Raw genomic sequence first — 23,739 nt, 5'->3', positions numbered from 1 at the left:
GCTCAATCAATTCGATAACTAAATTGATCGCCAAGGTTTGATCGACTAGTTGCCTCACTGGTTGTTTTATCAATAGCATGTTAAGCAGATCTCCCCGGATAAGCACAAAGACCTTCTCTGCACTGCTGCATCATTTACGGTGGCCGTTAGATCACTTGGCTTCGTTGTCTTGTGCCAACTCGCCTCCAGCCTACGCCTCATATGATGTTTTTGTTCATCAGCTCGCAGATTTGCTAGCGGCTTCCTTCAGACCATTCCTCACGATTTAGCCCTTGCCATTCGCTAGTAGTTAGCGTTTAATAACAATAAGTTATTAAACGGCGTTCTTCCTACAGAGGACTTTCACCTCATAAGTCAATGCCCATGCGGGTGTACACAAGTTACTTAAAAGGACGAAAAAACCTTGGCTTGCGCTCCTTCGTCGCTAATTTTAGCCTGCTTATTTTCCGCCTGTTAAGGCGGGCGTTGAGGCTGTAGAATTTATCAAAAGTGACAATTGACGAATGAAATTTATGTGCTGTGCGTCCGTAAAAGTAATGTTTTAGTAGAATATTGCCTCAGAATTCACGTAGCAATGCGTTTTGAAGCTTAATTTTTAATATTTTTTGAGTCTATTTTTTCTAAAAGATAAATTCTACAGAATCATTAACATTCAATGAGGATCTAGTATGTCATCGGTACCTGAAAAAGATTGGAAGATATTTCGAAAACTTCAAAACGATTTGACAGCGAAAGCTTGTGAACTTATATTTGTTAAAATTGAGGAAATAGCTAAAAACAGAGAGGGGACAGAACATAAATCATACCTCCATCTGTATAACTTAATTCAAGCTGAAGATGCAAAGATTGCTGAGATGTTTAATAATCCAACTCGTAATAACATATTACTAAAACTAGTTTCTTTGAAAAATTATGGTGTTTTTTCTGAGGATCAATTTCAAATGTTCAGCCAAGAAACACAAGATAGGATTGCTAGCATACTTGAGTTTAGGTGCTAACAAGAGACTATGGCGTCAATAGTTAATTTTAAACTTTTGGGGCTTCCCATAAAACTCCATCTCTAAACATTGAAGTTAAGATCACAACCATATTTTTAATACAGGCAATAATCGCTACTTTTTTAGGTTTATCAGCAGCGACTAACTTTTGATAATACGCTTTAAAAACTGGATTAGATTGTATTGCAGACATCATAGCCATATATAAAACTGTTCTAACTTTGATGTCTTCCTCCTTGTATTTTTCGTACACCTTTATAGCGGCCACTTTCTCGATTCATTGGTGTAACTTCCACTAAGCTACTGGCTTGTTTGCTACTGATGTAGCCCAATTCAGGCAAGTTACTGATGATGGAAGAACAAGGGTAAAATCGATTGTTTCATAATACTACACCCAAGCCACTTCAAGATGTGAGGTTCAGGACTGCTGAGCAATTCATGATCTAGGCGCATCTTTGCATTAATGGTTACTCCCTTAAAAAAAGATGGAACAACGAGCATGATTTGCTCAGAAGTCCCTGTAAGGTTGGTTTATAAATACTTTATGCAGCGTTATTGATTTTGAAAAGGGAATAACCATGTTCTTCAATCAATGCCTAGCCTAAAGTATTTCTACTTCCAACTGAATCCTGCATCTTGAAGTGGTTTGGGTATATTCATTACCAATTAAATTTTTTATAAAATTTTTTAACATGGTAAAAGGCATTTTCATACTCAATTCTAAGAAGCCGCAGCATACATAAACCGTGTTTAAGTTATTCCTTATTTAAACATAGTAGTCAAAGTATTATCAAAAAAGTGACTTGAGCCATTTATAGATGACGATGGTCATTAATAAGTGCATATCTTATAGTAAGAAAAGTATGTCTAGTTTTTTTGCTCTCATTTTCTTGCTTGCAAATAAAAAAATACGATCACCACTATTTACTATAAATAAGCTATAAGACTTATGATCGGGCTTGTTCAATACTCAAATAAGGTGTCGACTGCGGGGCACCTATCCTTGTTATATTTTTGATAGCTCCGCACTTGGCTTTAAAACTAAATAAAGTAACGGCCCAATTGAAACAAACACCAAAGTTAGCAACATAAATGGTAAAAAATACATATTTGATTTACCTAAATTTTTACAATCATCGTACATCCAAACCATAGCTAGGAATGCCATAATATATAGATCAAAGACAACCTGAGCTGTATCAGGACTAGAAATTAACTGGTAGCCAAAACTTAACAATGACTGTTGAGCAATTGACATCGTAAATATGGTATAACCAGTAAATAGGAATAATAGGGTTATTGAGGTAATTCGTAGTTTCAAACTAATTTCCTTATCAGAGACGGTGTTACAAATATAACATTGGCTTGCACGCTTTGTGATTTATATGCGACTGTTATTTCCGTATATATATTCGTATATTATTGACTATACAGACTTTATTTTTTTGCAGCAGACAAAGCGTGCGATAGAAAACAGTAATAAAAGTGTTGACCGTTTTAGGCTCAAAAATTCTAAAACTAAGGTATTATGAATTGCCAAATAAATGTTTTCTATATACCTTTATCGTGCATTATCGCATTAAATTCTTTGATTAGACAATATTATAAATATACTATAACTCTATTAAAATACAGTAAGTTATAGTTTAGAGAGTATTATATCCAATGTTATTTGATACAGAACGTCATGAATCGCTCACCACAACATTATGGAATAATAATATTCTTGAAAAAGCGATAATATCAATTATTGATGACATTGAGTTGTCATTGTTACCTAATGCATCTTGGCCCACACATCCACTTGACGCTGAAAGTTACTCTAGAGTGGGTCCTAAATGGTCTGCTTATGCAGGGGCTGCAGGAACCATTCATAGTTTACAAATTTTAAGAAGCTACGGTTATAAATTACGTGATTTATCACATTTACTAGAAGTCGTTCACTCATCCTTTAAAAAATCTCCTGATGTATCCGTTGAGCCTGGTTTGCAAATCGGTGAAATAGGAATTTTGGTGCCTCGATTATTGGCAGAACCAGATAATAAACAAGTATCTCAATATCTTTTGGAATGTATGGAAAAAACCGTAGATCTTCCTCTGTATGAAATAACATCAGGGCAAAGCAGAATGATGCATGCTGCGTTAGCCCTGTATCGTAAAACGGGTGATATCTGCTGGAAAAATGTATATATTAAAGGTGCAAAGTCATTAATGGATAACTGGAAAAAAGATGCTGAAACTGGAGAGTGGCATTGGCAAAGTCAAGTTTTCGGTCCAAAAAGACATTATTATGGAGCCTGTCACGGTATAACTGGCAACGCAAGCATTCTACTACAAGGTGTTGATTTATTACCAAGTAGTTATAGTGAAGTCATTATCAACCGAACTATTTCTACACTCAATCTTTCAGTAAAAAGAGAAGCTAATTTAACTAATTGGATTTTATGTACTAAACCAAATATTGATAAACTACTTATACAGTGGTGCCATGGTGCCGCAGGTATTGTTACTGCAATGGCATTGACACCTAAAAATAATTCTAAAAACTCTAAACTACTTGATGAATTATTGGAAAGTACAGGGGAATTAGTGTGGCAAGCTGGTCCGCTAGTAAAAGGCTCTAACATTTGTCATGGTACATCAGGTAATGGTTATGCCTTTTTGTATTTATACAAAAGGTCAGGTAACTCACTTTGGCTTGATAGGGCTAGAAAGTTTGCAATCCATGCTGTTGAGCAATGCCAAAAAGATCGCTTATATTATAGACAAGGTAGATACACATTATGGACAGGTGATGCAGGCCTTGCTATTTATTTACATCATTGTTTATATCCTGAAGAGGCAGCTATCCCTGGCTTGAATTTATTTTAATTTATGCTTCATGGTAGATGTGATGGTCAGATTTGATTAACCTCAAAAAATCATACTCAATATTTTTTTCATTAGTTCAGAGGATCTCACAGATCTTCTTGTCATTTATCGAACTTAAATTATCAACTACAATAAAAAAGGTTCTACTTATTGCTGTATAACCTTTTCCTATTTTCGAAAATATTTAATTATTTTTTAATGTGCTTGATCCCAGTTATCACCCGAATCAGAATCTGCAATTAATGGCACATCAAGTTGTGCAGCTTGCGACATAAGTTCACAAATTTTTGTCGTGTAACTTTCTAAACAATCTTCTTTAATTTCGAAGACTAATTCATCGTGAACTTGCATTAACATTTTAATTGTATTTTTCGGTTGCTGTTTAACCCACTGTTGCACAATTAGCATCGCTTTTTTAATGATATCTGCTGCAGTTCCCTGCATAGGTGCGTTGATAGCGGCACGCTCAGCTGCTTTTTTACGAGGACCATTACGTGTAATATCTGGTAAATATAAACGTCTACCAAACAAAGTTTCAACATACCCTTGATCTGTTGCTTTCTCTCGTGTGGTTTCCATATAAGTTAATACACCAGGGAAACGTTCAAAGTAAGTATCCATATAATGTTGTGCTTCAGAACGCGGAATATCTAACTGATTAGCTAAACCAAATGCTGACATACCATAAATCAAACCAAAGTTAACCGCTTTTGCTTTACGACGCATATCGGTTGTAACTTCATCAAGCGGTACAGAAAAGACTTCTGATGCCGTTGCACTGTGCACATCTAGGCCATTAGCAAAGGCTGATAATAGACCTTTATCTTGTGATAAATGCGCCATGATCCGTAATTCTATTTGGCTATAATCCGCAGCCATTATTTTATGGCCTTCATCAGCAATAAACGCCTGACGAATACGACGACCTTCTTCCGTTCTAATTGGGATATTTTGTAAATTAGGATCGCTCGAACTTAAACGCCCAGTCGCGGTAACCGCTTGATGGTAAGATGTATGCACTCGACCTGATGTTTCATTTACCATTTTCGGTAATTTATCTGTATACGTTGATTTCAACTTAGATAAACCACGGTATTGCATTATTATCTTTGGTAAAGGGTAAGTTAATGCTAACTCTTTTAATACTTCCTCAGCGGTTGATGGTGCACCTTTAGGTGTTTTTTTAATAACAGGCAATGACATTTTTTCAAATAAAATTGCTTGTAACTGCTTCGGAGAGCTTAAGTTAAACGGTTCTTCAGCTAATTCATGGGCTTCTTTTTCAAGCTCAATCAATCGCTCACCTAACTGTTGACTTTGTGCTGTTAGCATTTGGCTATCTATTTTAACACCTGTTCTTTCAATATCAGATAGCACACTTAATAAAGGGAGCTCTATATCTGAGAATACACTTTTCAGCTTAGCGTCTTTATCAAGTTGAGGCCAAATCTCTTGATGTAAACGTAGCGTAATATCTGCATCTTCTGCCGCATAAGGTGCTGCTTCTTCAAGTGATATTTGATTAAAAGTCAGTTGCTTTTTTCCTTTACCAGCAATCTCTTCAAAAGATATATTAGTATGATTCAAAAACTTTAATGCTAACGCATCCATATTATGTTTCGTTGCCACACTATTTAATGTGTAAGACTCCAACATAGTATCAAACGCAATACCATTTAACTCATAACCTGCACGCGCTAATACGCTCTTATCGTATTTAAGATTTTGGCCTACTTTCGCTTTAGTTTCATCAGCTAAAATTGGTCCTATTTTTTTAAATACCAAGTCTTTATCTAATTGATCCGGTGCATCTAAATAATCATGTGCAAGTGGTAAATAAGCAGCTTCGCCAGCTTTAACTGCAAAGCTCATCCCCACTAAATCAGCTTGCATGTAATCTAAACTAGTGGTTTCAGTATCAAATGAAAATAACTCACTAGTATTAAGCTTTTCAACCCAAATATCTAACGCTTCTTCAGTTAAGATAGTTGTATAGTTTGCGTCTACAACAATTGTTTCTACTGGGTTTTCTTCACTTTCTTCTAGTGATTCTGTTTTAGCTGGTTTTTTAGCTTTTGCTTTAGCAGGCTTACTTTTTAATAATTGCGTTATCCAACGTCTAAATTCAAATTCGGCATAATATTGGAGTAACAGATCTTTATCTGGATCAACAATTTTTAAGTTTTCAAGATCTCTATCTAATTCAACATCAAGTTTAATGGTTGCTAATTCATAACTCAGTGGTAAATGTGGGATCGCAGCTGCTAGCTTTTCACCTATTTTACCTTTGATCAACTTAGCGTTATCTATTACACCAGCTAACGTGTCGTATTTCTCAATCCATTTAACCGCCGTTTTTGGTCCACAACCTTCAACTCCAGGAATATTATCAACTTTATCACCCATTAATGAAAGGTAATCAATAATACGATCCGGTGCCACACCAAACTTTTCAACCACACCATCTGAATCTAATACTTCGTCTGTCATGGTATTTATTAAGGTCACATGCTCATTAACCAATTGAGCCATATCTTTATCACCCGTTGAAATTAAAACATCACGTTTATGTTCTGTAGCAATGCGTGCAAAAGTACCAATAACATCGTCAGCTTCTACACCAACTATGCTGATTAACGGAAAACCCATTGCTTTTATTATTTTATGAAGAGGTTCAATTTGGCAACGTAAATCGTCCGGCATAGACGGACGGTTTGCTTTATAGTCCGAATACATATCATTACGAAAAGTTTTGCCTTTAGCATCAAAGATCACAGCAACATGACTTGGATCAAACTGTTTACTCAAACTTTTTAGCATATTGACTACGCCATAAATGGCACCTGTAGGTTCACCTTTAGAGTTAACAAAATGCGGTGGTGAGTGATATGCCCGAAAAAGATAAGAAGAGCCGTCAACTAAAATAAGCGGATTGTCTGGGATCTGAGCCATTGATATGGATCCTAATAATAATTATGCCGTTGTTATTGATGGATTATACCCAAATAACTTCAAGATGCGATATCACAAACTTATTAAACTAATAATTAACAAGTTGTGTATAACTATGTAGATAAAAAAGATACAAAAAAAACAAAAATAGTATGTAAATCAACAAAATTGCATTTAGGTAATTGATTTATAAGACTTTATGCAATTGAAGGCAGATTGATTATTATTATCTTTAATTTAAATTTCATGTGGAAAGTTTATTTTTTAATGAATTTTTAATGACAAATTGTATTAAAACTAATCTCAAAAAATTTTATAGAGGCGGTATACTACCATAAAGGATCTAAGATCATAGAGATCCTTTTAAATATTTTTTATAAATTGAACATTAAGTAATTAAACTAAACGAGAATTAAATGAAAAAAATAGCAGTTATTCTAAGTGGTTGTGGCGTTTTTGATGGTTCTGAAATACACGAAGCCGTATTAACACTACTTCATATAGAAAAACTAGGCGCACAGTATCAATGCTTTGCACCTAATATAGAACAACTTCATGTGGTCAACCATTTTACAGGTGAGGTTGATGAGCAATCAAATCGTAACGTATTAGTTGAATCGGCGCGTATTGCGCGTGGCGAAATTAAAGATGTAAAAGAATTACATGCAAAAGAATTTGATGCATTAGTTTTACCTGGCGGGTTTGGTGCGGCTAAAAATTTATGTGACTTTGCTATTAATGGTGCTGATTCAATTATCAATAGTGATGTTAAAAATGCCTGTATGCAATTTTCAGAGCTAAACAAACCAGCCGCTTATATTTGCATCGCCCCAGCCATCATAGGCCACGTTTACCCTACAGGCACATTAGCAACCATAGGCTCTGATGCAGATACTGCAGAGCAAATAAACAAGTTAGGTGCTAAACATATTAACTGTGCTGTGCATGACTTTGTTTATGATGAAACAGCCAATGTGATCAGTACACCTGCATATATGCTTGCGGGATCGATTATTGAGGCTAATGCTTCTATAGAAAATACCATCAATAAGTTAGTGGAAGTAATTAATTAGCAAAGTTATAGTAAGAGACTAAAATAAACTCTTGTTAACTATTTTATATATTTATCGCTAACGGTATAATCAGCTTAATATTCCGTCATCAATTCATAACGAGCAAGGTAACATGAAAAAACTATCAACGGCGCTACTTATCCTATTAGTAGCATCAGTTAACGCACAAAACAATACTGAGATGACTGACGAAGTAATTAAAAAACGTCTTGCTCCAATCGGTGGCGTTTATTTAGCAGGTGCTGTACCAGCAGTAGTTGTACCTACAGGTCCTCGTAGCGGCCAACAAGTTTTTCAAAACACATGTTTTGGTTGTCATGGCACTGGCGCTATGGGCGCACCAAAAACAACTGCAGATTGGGAACCTCGCGTAGCAAAAGGTTTTGACGTACTACTAAACCATGCGATCAATGGTTTTAACTCAATGCCACCAAAAGGAACATGTATGGATTGTTCTGATGATGAGCTTAAAGCAGCTATCGATTTTATGACTAAAGGCCAATAACTTAAACAGTCATTGATTAAAATTAAAATGCCGCTCATTGCTAAATGAACGGCATTTTTTGTTTATTAAAAGCTTTAAAGTTTAAACAACCTCAACTTGGTTTTAGAGATCGCTAACCTACTGCAAGTGAATTAAACACACAAGTTAGAGGAGTAACTTTTCGAGCTCTATTTATTAATGAGGTTAAATGACTCTTGAAAATCTTTGTAATTTTGCCTGACCTTTCAAATGTGCATCAAAACTCATGCAAATAATACGAATAAATAACAAACCTTTTGACTTCACTTGAATATGATGATCTTTGATCTCAAGCATTTCATCCGCAACTAAACCTGATAGTGAGTTTAATGAATCTTTAAAATAGTTTTTAAAATCAATATTAAACTCTTTATTTACCGAATTCATATCAAGCTCAAAATGACAAATAATTTGGCGTATTACAGCCGCTCTAATTACATCGTCTTGTGTCAAAGTTAAACCTTTACATACAGGCACAGCTCCTAAAGCTACCGCTTTATAATATTCTTTAACATCTTTTGGATTTTGAAAAATACTACGACCAACTTGAGAGATACTTGAAACACCTAAACCTAATAAATCACACTCACCATGTGTGGTATAACCTTGAAAATTACGATGCAAAATACCATTTTTCTGAGCAATTGCTAAAGAATCATCTTTTTTAGCAAAATGATCCATACCAATTAATATATAACCCGCATCATTCATTTGCTTGATAGTATTTTTGAACATTTTCAGCTTTTGTGCAGCTGTTGGTAATTGCTGATCTTTTATTTTACGTTGTGCCGCAAATAAATCTGGAATATGTGCATAGTTAAATACAGAAACACGATCTGGAGACAAAGTAATTAAGCGATCTATTGTTTGGGAAAAACTTGCTTCAGTTTGCAGAGGTAAGCCATAAATCATATCTGTATTCACTGACTTATAGCCTAACTCTCTCGCTTCTAGCACTAAATCAGCTACATTATTAGCGCATTGTTCACGGTTAACTGTTTTTTGTACTTCATCATTAAAGTCTTGAATACCAAAAGATACGCGATTAAAACCCAATACTCTTAATTGCTGTAACATGCCATCCGCTAATGAACGCGGATCTATTTCAATGCCTTTTTCGGCATCAGGTTCAAAATTAAAGTTTTTATTCAAAATCCCAATTAAGCGAGTCATTTGCTCAACAGTTAAAAACGTAGGCGTACCACCACCTAAATGCATTTGTTCTACTGTGTAAACTTGGTATAACTGTGATTGATATGCAGCTTCTTTTTCTAAATAATCTAGATATAGATCGGCTTTATGCTGATGACGAGTAATAATTTTATTACAGCCACAGTAATAACAAAGCTGCTTACAAAATGGGATATGTATATAAAGAGATAATTTATTATTACCCGTTGTCTTAACGGCTTTAACCACTTCAGACTCGGTGTAACCATCCTTAAGTGACAATGCAGTTGGATACGATGTATATCTCGGGCCTGAAATATTATATTTTTTTATAAGGGAATTATCCCATTCTATTAAGTTTTTCACGACGCTGATCTCTTAATTAGCTTGTCGTTAAATTATACTTTAATGATATGAAGACGATTTGATCTGAAACATATATCACTTGAGTTAAATAAAAAACCCCAAAATATATCAGGGGTTTTTAAAAGCTAAAATTGACTTATACAGAGATTGTTTTAGCGTTTGGATCAGCTTTAAATTCCAGTACTATTTTATCAAGATCTTTTTGTATCTCATCCTCGAGATCTTTCTCAGCTTTCCAGCGTGCTGAATCCATTTTAAAGATTTCTTTCTTCGAGTATTTTTTACGAGCATCATGTGTTGGCATTTCTTTGACTACATCATACATCTTCAAAATAGCAGGGTATTGTTGTTCAATATTTTCATCTGAATCGAACCTATATTGAGACATTAATACCCATACTCTTAAACAGCCTTCAGAATATTCACACTGCTTTTCTTTCATCGCTTTTGCAATTAAATTAATACTATCTGCAAGCTTTATATTTTTTTTCTTTCGCTGCTCTTGCCACTTTGCATTATTAGCCGCTACATTTTTATTTTGCTGTTTTAATTGTCTGAGCAAAGTACCAGCATAAAATGCTAAACTAGCAACAATCAATGCGCCAATAATAAAAGTAATGATCCAAAAGCTGCTCACTAGTCTTCCTCATCTAACCATTCACTGGCTAAATCATTTGATAAATACTGATCTATCTTGCTTTCTTCAGGCGCATCAAATTCATCTTCTTCATTATTTAAGCCAAGTAGTTCACATAAAACCTGATGACGTTCGACTTTAGTATTAAAGTATTTAGCATCTTTACCCGTTAGCAATTCACCAGCTTCATGGCGGTCAATTAAATCTAACAACTTTTGATCATTTTCTAAGTGTTCTAATTCTTGCTCAGGAGAAAGTGATACAACAGGCGCTTTTTTAAGTTCTGCAGTAGGTTTTAAATCACGATTCATATCTGGCTTAACTTTGCTTACAACAGTAGGCTTATTATCAGGAGTTAAATCGATAGGTTTTTTACTACCCATCCCTTTTGGTTTCTTAATATTTTGATTGGTAGTATTGCTATTGGCATTTTCGTCAATCGCATTACGAGTACCGGCTTTATTACCATTTTGCTTTTTAGGACGATAATTTTTAAGCGCTCTTTCTTCTTGCAACTTTTCTTTACTTAAACGCATTTTACCAGTGCTTTGACTTGGTCCTTTTCGTGACTTTTTTTCTCTACTCATTTCTCTATCGACAGTCTAATCTAAATTAATCTTATTTTATCTTAAATCGCAGGCTTTTTCATCAAAATCACGTAATAGCCATTAAATTGAATACCTCAATGATATATTTAGTCTCAATTTAAAGGTGTCACTTTGCAAGTTTCGTTTTAGAACATGGGATTTTATTTTTTTAGTGCTTACAATTAGAAGGTTATTTTTTAATAGGTATTTGATTAAGTTAAAACAAAAAGGCAGTAGATTACTCTACTGCCTATTAATTAGAGTGTCTGTTTAACCTGGACACTTCTCCCTTCGACCTTTAGATATACATCTTCAGTCTTATTTTTATTCACTATCCATATTGTTTTTATTATAAAACTTCCATGAGTTTATTATTATTATTTATCGGCCATCCTGACTCTATTATTTTTAGTCCTTACTCTGAACTTTAATCTCTTAGTGGATTTATTTATTCAGATTTTCCTCATAACGCACTAAATTTATCGCTTAACTTTCCGTATCAACTTGCTTCCATATTGTTTTATTATACTTTTGCGACAGGGATTAATTTACTTGTTAATAATTATTTTACAACTGTTTTATACTAATTTAATTATTTCATTTAAAATTATTACATCTATAACTTTAAATAACATAGACTTAATTAAAATAAAATTTTTTAACAGCACTTAACTTACACGTTTAACTAGTCATTAACTCACAAGTAATGTGAGATATTTCTTACGGTAAATTATTAAAAAATTTCAATTTATGTTTAATTTATCAACAATCCATCAAAAAAATAAAAAATAGACATCAAAAAAGCAGCCTAAGCTGCTTTTTTTAATATTTTAGTACGAGTGCCTAATGAAGGCCACCTAAATATTTTGATAAAGTTTCAATATCTTTATCAGTTAATTTTTTCGCGATATCGACCATCATGCCATTTTGGTCGTTATTACGAGCGCCACTACGGAATTTTTCAAGCTGTCCTTTAATGTACTCAGGGTGCTGAAAAGATATTTTAGGGAATCCAGCTAGTGAAGTACCGTTACCTCTTGGACCATGACATGCTGAACATGCAGGAATACCTCGTTCTGCATCGCCTGCTTTATATAATTTAGTGCCAACTTCTACAACATCTTCAGGTGTAGTGCCTTCACTCATATTAAGTGATGCAAAGTATGCAGATAAGTCTTTCATATCTTGATCACTAAGTGCCATCGTCATGCCACTCATTACTGGATCCATACGACCTTCGCTACCGCCAGAAGTCATACCCAACTTTAAATCTTTAAGTTGTTTATATAAATATTCTGCGCTTTGACCGGCTAATTTGGGATAAATATTAACTGGTGCATTACCATCAGCGCCGTGACATGCGGCGCACACTGCAGACTTCGCCTTACCAGCAGTTGCATCGCCGTCAAATGCTGTTGCGTTGTTTGCAGCCAATGCACCAAACAACATAGTTAAAGATAGAGCTATTTTTTTCATGCTGAATTCTCTGTTTTCGACCCTGTAAACTACAATGTGACTATAAAGCCACCTATAATAAGTTAACTATTCTACACCATATTATGCATTCTGACAGTTTTTACCCCTGTAAAATCACTAAAAAGATAATAAAAATAGATAAATGATAACTAAACTCAACATTAGTGCCATCTTGGTATAAAATACCGATATTAGCTTAACCTTGTGTCATAAAGGAGCCTCAGTGCTTAAATCTCGTATAAAATACAGCGCAGCCAGTTTTACCACCAGCGCCCCAGATCTTTCTAAACTCCCACCTGATACAGGTATTGAAGTTGCTTTTGCTGGACGTTCAAATGCTGGTAAATCAAGCGCATTAAATACATTAACTGATCAAAAACTTGCTAGAACAAGTAAAACACCAGGTCGTACTCAGTTAATTAACTCTTTTGAATTAACTGATAATAAAAGATTAATCGATTTACCTGGTTATGGTTATGCCAAAGTTCCTATTGAAATGAAGAAAAAATGGCAAAAATCTTTAGGCCAATATTTACAAAATAGAGATAGCTTAAAAGGTATTGTTATTTTAATGGATATTCGTCATCCGTTAAAAGAATTAGATATGGATTTAATTACTTGGGCAGTAGATAGCGAAATTCCTATTTTAGCTTTATTAACTAAATGCGATAAATTAAAGCAAGGTCCACGTAAAAGTGAAGTTTTAAGAGTCAGAAGAGAGCTTTCAAGCTTAAATGCTGATATTACAGTGCATGCTTTTTCTTCATTAAAAGGCACGGGATTACCTGAGCTTGCTAAAAAACTTGATAACTGGTACTTAGGTGAAATTATTCATGAAAAGCCAGTAGAAAAAAAATTTTAGAAGAGAACTAAAAATAGTAGTAAAAAAAGACCGGCTTATCTAGTAAGCCGGGTATAGCAATCTGGGGAGAAGCTATTAATACGGTGCATTCCTAAGAATGCATCATCAACAGGATGTCTTCATACATGAAGACGGCGCGCACTTTAGCAAAGGGCTCATAAGAAATAAAGCCTCCAATGTAAAAAAATGCAACGATTGCACAAATAAACAATTCCTATTTACGTATCCGTAACAAAATTATACCAATTCAATTAAATTGATGATCATTTAGCGTGATCGCATCCTTATAAAATTGGTATTTACAGTAATACCAATTCCGATCATTAAGTGACCATTCAGAGCTTATGAGGTTTTACAATTCAAGACATGTCAGTGAATTCATGGTTGTTCCTTTTAGAACAGGCATAATAACGAAGTATCAATTCTCAAAAGCTCCTTTTAGGCAGGTTTTAAATCGCTTTATACTGCGTTATTGATTTTGATAAGGGAATAACCATTGTCTGTAACCAATGTCTTGCCTAAAGCGCTTTGAACCCCCGCTGAATGACTATTTTATTAACGGAAATAGTTTAAACACCCAGAAATAACCTCCAAAGTGATTTTAGAGGCCTGCTTCTTAATGTTATAAACGATAAATATTATCTGCACCGTCTTTATCAACCAATTTTACAAATGGGTCAACACCCGCAAACTTAGGTTTACCTTTAACTTGTAGCTTAATTTCATTAGTACCCGTTTTAATTTGATGCTTTTGTAAATACATAACAAAATCATCAGCACCCAGATTTTCAGGATCAGCACTAAATAAACCTATATCAACTAAGTCAGTAAATTCAATTGCCGTTTCTTGACCTTGACCATCAGCTCGGTTTAACGCAGCTTCTATGGTTAAAGTAATATCAAATAAGTCTTCTTCACCTTCAACTTGTGTTACTTTTACATCCGTTGTTTTTAAATCATATAAACTAATATGTTCAAACAAGTTACTCACAAATGCTTTTTCTTGTTCGTCAGCATTTTGGGTTATAAAAGCCATCAAATCTAATGTGGTTGGATAAGGTGTACTTTGATACTTAAATTTATTTAAGAATGCCTGTAAAGCTGCATTTAATCTTGTTTCACCTAAACGATCTTTCAATGACATCATTACAACAGAGCCTTTACGATAATGAATATATTGCTGATTCTCACTGCGTAATAATGGCATTTCTTCTAAGAACTCCACACTACGGCCTCGTAAATATCGATCTAATTCATATTTTAAGAATTTACGAATTTTTTCTGGGCCATACTTTTTCTCCATTATCATTAATGCAGAATATTGCGATAAGCTTTCAGAAATAATAGCACTGCCTTGAACATTAGCAGCACCTACTTGATGTCCCCACCATTGGTGAGCGACTTCATGCGCTGTCACATAATAAACAGGATCTATATTTTCAGGATCACGCAGGTCGGTTATGAAACCAATTTGCTCAGAGTAAGGTACCGTATTAGCGAAACTTTGTGCAAATGTACGATATCCAGGAAACTCAATAATACGCATTTGTTTATGCTGATATTCACCAAAATTAGCAGTAAAATAATCTATTGAATCTCGTACAGATTCAATCATACGATCGACATTCATTGCATGAGCTTTATGGTAATAAACTTCAATATCTATGCCTTTATATTGCTCTTTTTTCTGCTCTAATTTAGCTGACATCACAGAATAAAAATTAACCATAGGCGCATCCATTTTATAATGAAAAATACGACGTCCATTTTCAACTGTTTCACTTTGCAAATAACCTGGAGCAATTGCGAATTGATCTTCAGAAGTGGTAACAACCGCTTCAAAGTCTATAAAACCAACACCTTTACCGAAGAAACTCTCATTGTAAAAGGCCTTATCTTCAAGTTTATTAGCACGTTTTAATGGCTCTAACTCATGTTGACGACGTTTATGACGATCAGTTAATTGATAACTTGGCACATAACCAAAGTTAGGGAAAATCTCAAAGTTATTTAAGAAAGTACCATTTTCTACTAAGTTAACATCAGAATTACCATCAGAAAAACCACGTCTTTCACGAACAGCTGTTAACTTACCATTACGCTCTTCACCAGGTTGTAACGCAGGTTCGAAGTTAAACCAAGCAGTATTAAATTTTTCATTATGCTCACCCATAATGCCGCCAGTAATTTCAACATTCCACTGCTGTGTATTTGCACTTGGTCTGGAAACTAAAAATTTAGATATTGCTTTATTTGATGTATTTTTTAATACGATATCTGCTTGCGCAATTACCTTTAATTGCTCAGGGTAAATATCAATGATGGCTTTTGTTTTAGTAATTGTCGGAATTTCAGCATTAATAAATTCCACATATTTCTTCTCATATTCAGCCTGTAATTCTTCTCTATCATCTTGGATCACAAATTCATTTAATACTCGCGTATTATAGTGAATGTAACTACCTGCAGAGATAGAAATAACAAGTCCTGTCGCAATTGCCGCTTTACCTGGTAAACCTAAATAATACCCTACATTTTTGATTCTTACTTTTAATGGTTGTGCTGGCCCTCTGTGCCATAATGCATAACCTAAAGCACCTAATATAATTGTAACCCCACCCCAATACAGCATGTACCAAGAATGACTTGTTAAAAATTGACCATAACCATTAATATCAGAATAAAGCACTTGTGGTGAACCTGAGAATTGGAACATGTTATGACTAAAACCAAAGTTACTTAATACAATTGTACTGATGATATAAAGTACAAATAACATCATGCCTATATACTTATTAGGACTGATCACTTGTAAAAAGAATGCCATCACAGCAACCATGATCCATGGTACTAAATTCACATAACCTAAACGAATCGCATATTGAGATAATTCAAAGTTACTATAACCATTTAACATTTGGTTCAGTAAAGTGACACCTGTACCAAATATAAATAGCACAACTAAAATTAGGCTGATCGCAATCATTTTTGATAACCAAAAAGTGATATTATGAACAGGCATTGAGTCAACAATATCTCCCATACCTGAACTACGTTCACGCCATACTATTTCAGCACTATAATAGGCTAAAATAATCATCATCAATAAACTTGTTGAGTTAATAATTAAACTCACCATAGCTTGAGTTAAAGGCCAATTAGGTGTGCCAAACATCCCCTGAGGGTCAACTAAAGGGGCAACTAATAAAAAGATTGTTAATGCACCTAAAACCATAAAAGGCGCACTGAAAATAACTTGTTTTATTTCAAACTTAGTACGCATAATTAAGTGTGCTAGCGTTTGAATTCCCGCACTTTTAAAAAGGATATTATTATTTAATAAATTACTGAAATCAGTTTGCTTTTCTTTTTTAGATTTTTTAGCTGTTTTAACTTTAGATAAACGCACTTTACTGCTAAAACCACCAAAAAACACCATGATAAGTGCAGCAACAACCAGCCATATCATGCGGTTTTGCAATAATATGCCAGTCATTTCCATGCCTGCATTATTTTTATTAAACATAGTCCAATAACGTGTTACTTCGCGAAAAGTATTTGATGCAAATGGGTCTAATAACGCAGCTAAAGTACGATATTCTGGCTCTGAAGCAAATTGACCTGCAATGATGTATAAAATAAACAATGCAACAGCAGATAAATAAACAGCCATCATAGATCTGAAACGAATCGCAACTGCATAAAAGAAACAAGATAAAACTAATAAAGTAGGTAAAGACAAATAAAAGTAAGACGTGATGTAGTGAGTTAAATCTGTCGCACCTAAACGTTCAGGATCAACCCAACCAGTCAAACCACCAATTAGCGTACCGAACAAAATACCTAAAGGCACAAATAAGAATACGGTGGCTACAACAGCAAAAGATCCTAAAAATCGACCTAATTGATAGCTTAAAGGGTTAATAGGCTTACTATAAAGTAGTTCAGACATACGACTAGTATCATTACGTGTTGCTGTACTCGCTACAAAATTCACCACTAAAAACATAGCAAATATGCCCATAATTAATAGTGTTTGCGCGATAGAAAATGGTCCGTTATATAATACGTTACCACCACCACCAATTTGCACATTTTCACTCACAGTGGCAAAAAATGTAAGCAAGAAAAATATCAAACTGGTGACATAAAAAGATGGCTGCCGAACAAAGTAGCGCCATTCAAACATAAACATTTTAGCTAACATAATTTGCTCCTAAGCAGCTTTAGTTTGGTTAGTATTACGATGTGAATGTAAAGTAGAAAAGTAAACATCCTCTAAATTTGCTGGTGCACTTTCAAATCCTTCAGGTGCATCCTGCGCTAAGATATGAACGATTGTTTGACCTGCAAATAAACGTTTTGATATAACAGGCATATTTTTTTCAATTTCAATCGCTTCGGCTTGGCTTACCGCTTTACGCCAAATTTGACCGTTTAATGTATCTGTTAACTCTATTGGATTACCTTGAAGTACAATTTTACCTGATGCTAAAACAGCCATATTAGGACAAAGTTCTGTCACATCTTCTACTATATGAGTCGATAAAATTATTGCTTTTTTCTCTCCTAAGCTCACAAGTAAATTATGAAAACGATTACGCTCTTCTGGATCTAAACCTGCGGTTGGTTCATCAACAATTAATAAATCAGGGTCACCTAATAGAGCCTGTGCAATACCAAAACGTTGGCGCATACCACCAGAAAAGCCACTTACCGCACTTTTACGATGTTGATATAAATTTGTATGAGCTAACAAGCCTTCAACAGCTTCCTTTCTTTCACTTTTATTTTTAATTCCTTTTAAAATAGCCATATGATCGAGTAATTCATAAGCGCTAATACGCGGATAAACACCAAAATCTTGTGGTAAATAACCTAACCTTTGGCGCAGTGCTTGAGGATCGGCAAAAACATCGATACCATCAAAATTAATAGTGCCTTTATCCGCTTGTTGTAATGTTGCTATGGTTCGCATTAAAGACGATTTACCAGCACCATTTGGGCCTAATAAACCAAACATACCTTTTGGTATTTCTAAATTAACATCATCTAAGGCTTTGACACCATTATCGTATATTTTTGATAATCCATTAATAGTTAACATAATCACTCTCTCTTAGCACTTATTAGTTTTGTTTTGCTTGTTATAAATTTGTAAGTAATTTCATTTAATTGTCCCTATGCTAAATAAATAAATTAAATACACATACCACAAAATGATTAAAGGTAAATAACGGTGATAAGTGGTTTGAAGAATGACGAAGTTTGAAACAAAAACCATAAAATTACGGTTTTTACCAATAAAAATAAAGAACTAGCCTAAGTAGTTAATTAAATTGAGCTGTTCTTCTTTACCTGAATTTACGTACACTTCAAAAAATTTAACTTGTTGTTCCATAAAACTTTTGGCAACGACGGCTTGGTTAACTCCATCATTATTATTAACAACATAAGCTTCTTTTTCTGATAACTTATCATCGCTTAAATTTTGATATGTATTATATTTAGCAATAGATTTTTTTGGATGGGTTTTCAGGAATATTAGGTCTATTAGTTACCGATAATGCTTGTGCTTACGAAGATAACGGCACTACAGATGAAGATTGTTCAACTTCGGTTTGAGCAGGGACGAGCTACTTATTTGATGTGTTACTCTTTTGAGTTTGCGCATAATCATTTTCTTGATCTTTAATCATTAGACAGTTATAACAAACAAAACAACTAAAAAGAGCTGCATATGCAACAACATAATAATATTCCATTATCTGACTTTATCGAATATCCACATGATGAAATGCTAGAAAAAGCGACGGAAAACTACGAAAACATAAGACGTCGTCATTCAATCCGTTCATTTTCAGATAGAGCGGTGCCAAAAGAAATCATCGAAACCTGCCTTAAAGCAGCAGCGACCGCACCAAGTGGTGCTAACCATCAACCTTGGCATTTTGTAGCAATTCATAGTGCTGATATAAAAAAACAAATACGCATTGAGGCTGAAAACTTAGAAAAATCATTTTATGAAGGTCGTGCTGGTGCAGAATGGTTAGATGCATTAAAGCCTTTAGGCACAGATGCTAGTAAACCTTACTTAGAATCTGCACCTTGGCTCATTGCAATTTTCAGCCAGAAAAAAGGCGGGGTTCGTACTGAAGATAATAATCAAAATTATTATGTTCATGAGTCCGTGGGTATCGCAACAGGGTTTTTAATTCAGGCTTTACACCATAGTGGGTTAGTTACATTAACTCATACACCAAAACCTATGAGTTTTTTAACAAACATTTGTAAGCGTAATCCAGATAATGAAAGAGCCTATATGTTACTTATTGCAGGCTATCCTGCTGATGATGCTACTGTGCCAGATCATGCCTTGGTTAAAAAAGATCTAAGCGAAATCTCAAGTTTTATATAGTGCTTACTGACTATTGAATAATGGCATCTCCAAAATCTCAGGTTACTACGTAAACTTTCTTGGAGATGCTGTGTTAATTTATGCCACTTTCATTAAACTCATAAATGCTTGCCATGTGTGTTCTGAATTGATCACTCGACCATGCCCTAAGCCTGTTGTCGCAGTTAATTGAACATGTTTAAACTGAGAGGCTTGCTCCAGAGTTAAATAAAAAGGAGCAAACTTATCCCCTTCGTCATGAACAATGTGAATTTCCTGTTTTGTTTGAGATAAATGTGATTCAGGAAGTAACGAATTAAAGATTAAATCATGTTCTTGCTCTATATCACTTAACAAATTATAAAATAAGTGAGATTTTAATCCTGTGGATAATATGCGTTGCTCAAATGATTGATAAAAACCAAATGTTGGCGCGATCAATAAATGTTTAATTGATTTATCTTGATTTAACGCACTTACTGTACCCATTGAATGACTCACAATACAAGCTAAGTTACCTTTACCTTCATGATTCAATACTGCACTTAAACCTTTAATAAATAATGGTAAATTTGAAAATTCACCGCCACTATTACCATGAGCTAAATGATCAAAAGCAATGGCTTCATAACCAGCCTCTGCTATTTTCTCCATTAAAGGAAAAAACTGCGCTGCGCCGCGCCGCCTGCCCAACCATGAGTAAAAACCACTTTTGGGCCTTGACCAACACGATATAAATTTAAATCGCCGTAATGCGTAGCTAATTTATGTTGTTCAAAATCGGTTTGAGTAAATTTAAGTTTTTTACTTAACATTGGCGTTAATAACAATTTTTGTGTTTGTTTTTTTGCAAATGTAGGCGCTATGAAATAAGCGATATTAGAAAGTGTTTTGACCACATAATAGCTTATCGATTTACTTTTTCTCTCATCTGAAAAATAAATTTTATTACTCATACCTCACCCCTTTCACGTGTTATTAATGATGTTAATGCCACCTTAAAGCGGTTATGATAACTATCCTCAAAACCTACCCAAATCATGCTCTGACTACCTAAATACAAAGAATAAAGTTCATAAACAAATTGTTTTGCATCGGTTTCTGGCTTTAGCTCATTTTCATCAATTGCCGCTTGAACTGTCACGATTAAAAAATTTAACCATTTAGCTAAATCATCAGCCACTTTGTCATGTACTAAACCTGGTTGATCATCAAATTCAACAGATGCTGAAATATAAATACAGGTTTTTGCTTGTAACTGATACCAATTTAACCAATTATCACATAGCTGAGTTAATCGCTCTAATGGTGATGAGATTTCAAACACCCCAATAGTCACTATTTCACGAAATAAATCATGAGCATATTCCAAAACAGCCAACTGTAAGTTCTCTTTTGATTTAAAATGTGAGAACAACCCTGATTTAGACATATCGACAGCAACAGCTAAATTGCCAATCGTTAAATCGCTTAAGCTTCTTGATGTTGCCATTTGTAAGGCTACTTCTAAAATCTGCTGTCGTGTTTTTTTTGCTTTACCCATAAAGATCAAGCCATTGATTAAAACCAACACAAAATAGCACGATCGTGCTTTTTATCAAGTGTTTTATTCAACCTCATATATCTTAGAATTAAATTCGATGAATTGATCATCCTAAAAAAGCTCAATTTATTCATAAGTTTGTTAATATCTCAGTCTCAATACCTAACCTCTTTGAAGTGAGAATAATAATGATGATTGAACACCTTGAAACTCAAAAACGCATGAGTAGAATTGTTAAACATAACGGAACAATATACTTGTGTGGCCAAGTATGCGCTGATGCAACACAAGGCATAAAAGAACAAACTCAGACTATGCTAGATAAAGTCGATACATTACTTGAACAAGCTGGTAGCGATAGAAACAATATATTATCTGCAACAATTTATATTAAAGACATGACTGATTTTTCACAAATGAATGAAGTATGGGATAGCTGGGTAAATGAAGGTTATGCACCAGCTCGTGCATGTGTACAAGCAAGTATGGCACGTGACGTTTTATTAGTAGAAATATCCATAGTGGCAGCTGAAATTATAGCTTAACCTTAGAATGAAATGTAGATTGACCTAACTTTTAGAGGTCAATCTAGTAAGTGCCGTGAAGTGGCGTTAATAAAGCTACACAGTATATTTACGCTTTATTTGGTACTATTTGAATCTCAACACGTCGATTTAATGCTTTGTTTTGAGGCGAATTATTAGCAACAACAGGTTGGCCTTCACCATAGCCAATAGTATTTAGCCGTGCAGCAATAATATTTTGATTCATTAAATATGATTTAACACTTGTCGCGCGTTGCTCAGATAATTTTTGGTTAAAATCAGCCGCACCAGAGCTATCTGTATGACCTTCTATGCTCAAAAAGGTTTTATCAAACTTTACTAATACTTTAGCAACATCATTTAAAGTCGCATGAAAGCCAGACGTAATGTATGACTGACTTGTCGCAAAAGTAATATTTGAAGGCATAATCAAACGTAAATTATCACCTTCACGTACTACATCAATACCAGAACCTGATAATTCATCACGGAAAGCGTGTTCTTGCTTATCCATATAATCACCAATCGCAGCACCTGCAATAGCACCAATGGCAGCGCCAAATACAGCACGTTTATTTTTATGGTTACTGGTAGATTTACCTAATATAGCACCTGAAATAGCACCAATCGCCGCACCTTTTTGGGCATTGGTAGAGGCACAGCCAGTTAAGACAAGTGAAGCGGCCACAACTGGTATAAGTGTTTTTGTCAATAACATGATTCATTTCCCAAAAGAATTTTTAAAGCTATAACGCAATAATAAGCAGAATTAACTGAACACAAGATGAAGCGATGACATAAAATTACAACTCTGTAATCAAGCAGTTCAGGTTATTCATCAATTGGCGGTAAATTATAAGGTTTTACAAGCGCAGTTAATACACCATTCTTTTGAAAGTATCGCATTTTTTGTTTTATTCTGTTTAATATAAATAAATTATGGTACTTACGTGAAAAAGCGGCATAACCTAAAATATTATCTGTATGCCTGTAATTCAGTTTTTGCAATTTATGACTCGCTTGATTTAAAAATTTTAACGCATGATCAGCCGTTTCTTCAATAGCAATAACAATATCAACTCTACCTTTAAGCAGCATGTCCATCGCCACCTTTTCTGAGGAAACGATCACTTTATTAAGGCTCGTATCTTTATCAAACCGCTTAAAGTGAGCTGCTTTTCGTTTTACCGCAATACGCTTACCCATAAGCTGTTTGTACTCATTTACAATTAAACCCTTATCCTTTAAAGCATAAAATACAAATGAAGAGTTAAGCTCCATATAGGCTGGTTCAATAAAATCTAAGTACTTATTCCTTTCCTCCGTTTTAATTAATCCACCCAACATATCCACTTTACCTTCCTTCGCAAGCTTTAAACAACGCGGGAAAGGACAAGAAACAACTTTCAGTTCAAAACCTAAATCAGATTCAATACGGCGCATAATGTCTAAAATAAGCCCTGAAGCTTGCTGCTTAGAATCAACAAATGTATAAGGCGGAGCATGATTAATAGCTAATATTATTTGTGGATGGTGCGCCCAAGACACTGATACACCTAGTATAAATAATAAAATAAATAGAATTAAGGGTTTAATTTTATTTAATATTTTCAAAAGTGACACCTGAAATAAGTGAAAAAATCCCTGCTTCGCAAAATTAGAAAATAACTTCATTTTAATTTATATATCTGCATCTGTCGCTTTGATTACACTATTTACAGCAATTCTCGCTCAATATA

At 34.4% G+C, this 23,739-nt stretch carries 21 protein-coding genes and 1 pseudogene; 7 read left to right on the top strand and 15 right to left on the bottom strand.

Annotation, left to right across the window (positions count from 1 at the left end; all coding sequences use genetic code 11):
• Positions 1 to 668: 668 nt before the first annotated feature.
• Positions 669 to 998 (top strand): hypothetical protein, encoded by a 330-nt coding sequence (locus CJF42_RS19875; protein WP_095368348.1) that lies wholly within the window; start codon positions 669 to 671, stop codon positions 996 to 998.
• A 28-nt stretch (positions 999 to 1,026) separates the two neighbouring features.
• Here CJF42_RS19875 and CJF42_RS19870 read toward each other — a convergent pair.
• From CJF42_RS19870 to CJF42_RS19865, 3 genes and pseudogenes are all read right to left on the bottom strand, one after another.
• Positions 1,027 to 1,357, bottom strand: a pseudogene (locus CJF42_RS19870) (transposase); the annotation flags it as partial.
• The gene (locus tag CJF42_RS27680) at positions 1,341 to 1,499 is read right to left on the bottom strand and encodes a hypothetical protein (RefSeq protein ID WP_170940681.1); all 159 of its coding nucleotides are present in this window, start codon (positions 1,497 to 1,499) and stop codon (positions 1,341 to 1,343) included. The pseudogene CJF42_RS19870 and the gene CJF42_RS27680, both read right to left, overlap by 17 nt.
• A 505-nt stretch (positions 1,500 to 2,004) precedes the next feature.
• The gene (locus CJF42_RS19865) at positions 2,005 to 2,319 is read right to left on the bottom strand and encodes a DUF2834 domain-containing protein (RefSeq protein WP_141235599.1); all 315 of its coding nucleotides are present in this window, start codon (positions 2,317 to 2,319) and stop codon (positions 2,005 to 2,007) included.
• A 344-nt stretch (positions 2,320 to 2,663) separates the two neighbouring features.
• On the opposite strand from CJF42_RS19865, the gene CJF42_RS19860 reads away from it, so the two are divergent.
• Positions 2,664 to 3,869 carry a lanthionine synthetase C family protein gene (locus tag CJF42_RS19860; RefSeq protein ID WP_095368347.1) on the top strand — a complete coding sequence of 402 codons (1,206 nt, stop codon included), beginning with the start codon at positions 2,664 to 2,666 and terminating at the stop codon, positions 3,867 to 3,869.
• 195 nt (positions 3,870 to 4,064) lie between these two features.
• On the opposite strand, the gene polA is transcribed toward CJF42_RS19860, so the two are convergent.
• Positions 4,065 to 6,821: a DNA polymerase I gene (gene polA / locus CJF42_RS19855; RefSeq protein ID WP_095368346.1), complete on the bottom strand. Its 2,757-nt coding sequence runs from the start codon at positions 6,819 to 6,821 to the stop codon at positions 4,065 to 4,067.
• Positions 6,822 to 7,237: 416 nt separating this feature from the next.
• Here polA and elbB point away from each other — a divergent pair, with 416 nt between their 5' ends.
• Together elbB and CJF42_RS19845 are read left to right on the top strand one after the other, a co-directional pair.
• Entirely contained in the window at positions 7,238 to 7,894 is a 657-nt protein-coding gene (gene elbB / locus CJF42_RS19850) for an isoprenoid biosynthesis glyoxalase ElbB (protein WP_095368345.1), read from the top strand.
• A 112-nt stretch (positions 7,895 to 8,006) separates the two neighbouring features.
• Entirely contained in the window at positions 8,007 to 8,399 is a 393-nt protein-coding gene (locus tag CJF42_RS19845) for a c-type cytochrome (RefSeq protein ID WP_095368344.1), read from the top strand.
• A 183-nt stretch (positions 8,400 to 8,582) separates the two neighbouring features.
• On the opposite strand, the gene hemN is transcribed toward CJF42_RS19845, so the two are convergent.
• The 4 genes from hemN to CJF42_RS19825 form a co-directional block, all read right to left on the bottom strand.
• Positions 8,583 to 9,953, bottom strand: coding sequence for an oxygen-independent coproporphyrinogen III oxidase (gene hemN / locus CJF42_RS19840; protein ID WP_095368343.1), 1,371 nt, complete (start codon positions 9,951 to 9,953; stop codon positions 8,583 to 8,585).
• 136 nt (positions 9,954 to 10,089) lie between these two features.
• Positions 10,090 to 10,590, bottom strand: coding sequence for a DUF2489 domain-containing protein (locus tag CJF42_RS19835; RefSeq protein WP_095368342.1), 501 nt, complete (start codon positions 10,588 to 10,590; stop codon positions 10,090 to 10,092).
• A complete protein-coding gene (yihI, locus tag CJF42_RS19830) occupies positions 10,590 to 11,177 on the bottom strand; it encodes a Der GTPase-activating protein YihI (protein ID WP_095368341.1) in 588 nt (195 codons plus the stop codon). The genes CJF42_RS19835 and yihI overlap by 1 nt, the downstream gene beginning before the upstream one ends.
• Before the next feature lie 843 nt (positions 11,178 to 12,020).
• Positions 12,021 to 12,653, bottom strand: coding sequence for a c-type cytochrome (locus CJF42_RS19825; RefSeq protein WP_095368340.1), 633 nt, complete (start codon positions 12,651 to 12,653; stop codon positions 12,021 to 12,023).
• Positions 12,654 to 12,876: 223 nt separating this feature from the next.
• On the opposite strand from CJF42_RS19825, the gene yihA reads away from it, so the two are divergent.
• The gene (gene yihA / locus CJF42_RS19820) at positions 12,877 to 13,515 is read left to right on the top strand and encodes a ribosome biogenesis GTP-binding protein YihA/YsxC (protein ID WP_095368339.1); all 639 of its coding nucleotides are present in this window, start codon (positions 12,877 to 12,879) and stop codon (positions 13,513 to 13,515) included.
• Between the two features lie 622 nt (positions 13,516 to 14,137).
• On the opposite strand, the gene CJF42_RS19815 is transcribed toward yihA, so the two are convergent.
• Together CJF42_RS19815 and CJF42_RS19810 are read right to left on the bottom strand one after the other, a co-directional pair.
• The gene (locus CJF42_RS19815; RefSeq protein ID WP_095368338.1) at positions 14,138 to 17,722 is read right to left on the bottom strand and encodes a M1 family aminopeptidase; all 3,585 of its coding nucleotides are present in this window, start codon (positions 17,720 to 17,722) and stop codon (positions 14,138 to 14,140) included.
• A 9-nt stretch (positions 17,723 to 17,731) separates the two neighbouring features.
• Positions 17,732 to 18,622 (bottom strand): ABC transporter ATP-binding protein, encoded by an 891-nt coding sequence (locus CJF42_RS19810; RefSeq protein WP_095368337.1) that lies wholly within the window; start codon positions 18,620 to 18,622, stop codon positions 17,732 to 17,734.
• A gap of 633 nt (positions 18,623 to 19,255) precedes the next feature.
• On the opposite strand from CJF42_RS19810, the gene CJF42_RS19805 reads away from it, so the two are divergent.
• The gene (locus CJF42_RS19805; protein WP_095368336.1) at positions 19,256 to 19,933 is read left to right on the top strand and encodes a nitroreductase family protein; all 678 of its coding nucleotides are present in this window, start codon (positions 19,256 to 19,258) and stop codon (positions 19,931 to 19,933) included.
• 78 nt (positions 19,934 to 20,011) lie between these two features.
• Here the strand turns inward: CJF42_RS19805 and CJF42_RS28760 are convergent, their stop codons facing one another.
• From CJF42_RS28760 to CJF42_RS19795, 3 genes are read right to left on the bottom strand one after another with little or no spacing between them, the layout of a single operon-like run.
• Entirely contained in the window at positions 20,012 to 20,566 is a 555-nt protein-coding gene (locus CJF42_RS28760; protein WP_252097675.1) for an alpha/beta fold hydrolase, read from the bottom strand.
• Positions 20,566 to 20,868: a hypothetical protein gene (locus CJF42_RS28755; protein ID WP_252097674.1), complete on the bottom strand. Its 303-nt coding sequence runs from the start codon at positions 20,866 to 20,868 to the stop codon at positions 20,566 to 20,568. The genes CJF42_RS28760 and CJF42_RS28755 overlap by 1 nt, the downstream gene beginning before the upstream one ends.
• A complete protein-coding gene (locus tag CJF42_RS19795; protein ID WP_095368335.1) occupies positions 20,865 to 21,455 on the bottom strand; it encodes a TetR/AcrR family transcriptional regulator in 591 nt (196 codons plus the stop codon). The genes CJF42_RS28755 and CJF42_RS19795 overlap by 4 nt, the downstream gene beginning before the upstream one ends.
• 188 nt (positions 21,456 to 21,643) lie before the next feature.
• Between CJF42_RS19795 and CJF42_RS19790 the strand changes: the two genes are divergently transcribed.
• Positions 21,644 to 22,000, top strand: coding sequence for a RidA family protein (locus CJF42_RS19790; RefSeq protein ID WP_353651694.1), 357 nt, complete (start codon positions 21,644 to 21,646; stop codon positions 21,998 to 22,000).
• An 88-nt stretch (positions 22,001 to 22,088) separates the two neighbouring features.
• On the opposite strand, the gene CJF42_RS19785 is transcribed toward CJF42_RS19790, so the two are convergent.
• The gene (locus tag CJF42_RS19785) at positions 22,089 to 22,718 is read right to left on the bottom strand and encodes a YiaD family glycine zipper/OmpA-like lipoprotein (protein WP_095368334.1); all 630 of its coding nucleotides are present in this window, start codon (positions 22,716 to 22,718) and stop codon (positions 22,089 to 22,091) included.
• Between the two features lie 113 nt (positions 22,719 to 22,831).
• On the bottom strand, positions 22,832 to 23,614 hold the full coding sequence (locus CJF42_RS19780; protein ID WP_170940680.1) for a substrate-binding periplasmic protein: 783 nt from the start codon (positions 23,612 to 23,614) through the stop codon (positions 22,832 to 22,834).
• Positions 23,615 to 23,739: the final 125 nt, after the last annotated feature.

Origin of the sequence: Pseudoalteromonas sp. NBT06-2 (assembly GCF_002276045.1) — a bacterium.
GTDB lineage: Bacteria > Pseudomonadota > Gammaproteobacteria > Enterobacterales > Alteromonadaceae > Pseudoalteromonas.
The sequence above is the reverse complement of the archived record's forward strand: the minus strand, read 5'-3'. Positions and strand labels throughout refer to the sequence as shown.